The sequence below is a fragment of the Endozoicomonas sp. SESOKO1 genome, assembly GCF_024606265.1.
Taxonomy (GTDB): domain Bacteria; phylum Pseudomonadota; class Gammaproteobacteria; order Pseudomonadales; family Endozoicomonadaceae; genus Endozoicomonas.
Window position 1 is genome coordinate 1 of the sequence record NZ_JAHHPP010000276.1, and the last position, 1,477, is coordinate 1,477.

A 1,477-nucleotide genomic window follows, 5' to 3' on the forward strand; every position below is an offset into this window, starting at 1 on the left:
CTCCCGACATCCTGCTCCCAAAGCAGGCGCGCTACCAGACTGCGCTATACCCCGTTAACTCACTTTAACTGTAACCGGTTGCAACCAACGCCGCGCCTGGCCAGTGGTGGCGTATTATCCCTATTTTCCGAATGCCGTCAACTACCAACAAGGCTTTATATTCTCAATTGATAACGAAGTGCCTTGCCGATCAACAGACGCAGCAAAGCACCGGGTCACACAATACAGTTCAATAGCAAACAGGTCAGAAAATGGACTTTTTGTAAGTTTTTTAACGCTGCCTACGGCTACAAATCATATTTATCAATACTATTGATCGCCAGACCACCATCAATATCACCATCCAGAGAGATATCCATGGAAAAATTAACCAGACGCCCCTGAACGCCACCGGTAATCAGCAGAGACTGCGCCTGAAAATCATAGCCACCGCCCAGCTCAGCCTGCCAGTCAATCTCACCCCGAACACTTTTCAGCAGGAACTTATCAAACCCATCGATGAAGTGATAAGAGAGGGACAGATCAACGCCAGTTACATCGCTAATGCCATCCACATCGACACTGCGAACCCCGGCAATAACCGAGGGTATCCATCCATGCTTTACGGTCCAACCCAGCCCAGCGTAAACATGGTTATCATTTTGGGCGGTAGAAGCAGTACTGACCAGCAAGGACGCTGCTGCCACCGTCGCCGTTATCAAGCCCTTTATTGTCCGGGACATTAAGCTACCCCCTTTTTTTTCAGGCAAAGTGCATTTGCTTATACGCTTTTCCAACTCTACCCGACTGGCACAAATAAGCAATGCACCATGAGGCCTGGAGGTTTTTGCCAAAAATTTTTTTCTTTCTCCCGCCAGAAAGAGCAAAAGACACATTGAGTGTTGTGGTGAAAGGGCAAGAGATTATTAGTGATTATTAAAGTTGCCATCCATGGCAAACACTTCACTCCCTGAAGAAAAGCAAACTCAGTGTTGATCGCTTACAGGCATCACCGGGCATTGATCATCGGCATCGTTTGCAGCAGGCCGATAGTACTGACTCTCAAGCCAGTCTACTGCTTTCTGAAACGCAAGGTCGCCATAATCTGAATAACTGAAACGACGAGTTTCGCGTATTCGGGAACAATCAGGTTTTACCAGGTGTGCCTGCCAGCCTGCCTGCCCATCTCTGAGCGTATATTTCTCAATTCTCAACATTGCGAATGATAGTTTCCGTTCTTTATTCTGACTGTGCACGATCACTTTTATTCGTATCGTTAATGCTATCAATAAGGGCAGATTAACATTGAAAAGATGACAGAATCGTGACGTTCAATGACCAATCAACAACAGCATTATCAAACAAATCATCAATACGTACATTGATACGTATCAATACTTAGGAGTTGTCTGGAAATAACTTCCCTATTTTCATTGCCTGACACCGTTCGGACTGAGCTTGTCGAAGTTCGGTGGCACGACCCTTCGATACTTCGACA

The 1,477-nt window shown here is 46.2% G+C and carries 2 protein-coding genes; both read right to left on the minus strand.

Annotation, left to right across the window (positions count from 1 at the left end; genetic code table 11):
• Positions 1-287 precede the first annotated feature (287 nt).
• The gene (locus KDK13_RS12350) at positions 288-722 is read right to left on the minus strand and encodes a hypothetical protein (protein ID WP_257285276.1); all 435 of its coding nucleotides are present in this window, start codon (positions 720-722) and stop codon (positions 288-290) included.
• 243 nt (positions 723-965) lie between these two features.
• The gene (locus KDK13_RS12355) at positions 966-1,196 is read right to left on the minus strand and encodes a hypothetical protein (protein WP_257285277.1); all 231 of its coding nucleotides are present in this window, start codon (positions 1,194-1,196) and stop codon (positions 966-968) included.
• Positions 1,197-1,477: the final 281 nt, after the last annotated feature.

What these genes read in the sequence shown, in the direction of transcription:
- KDK13_RS12350 (WP_257285276.1), bottom strand. Translation starts at nt 722, where the DNA reads ATGTCCCGGACAATAAAGGGCTTGATAACGGCGACGGTGGCAGCAGCG.
- KDK13_RS12355 (WP_257285277.1), bottom strand. Translation starts at nt 1,196, where the DNA reads ATGTTGAGAATTGAGAAATATACGCTCAGAGATGGGCAGGCAGGCTGG.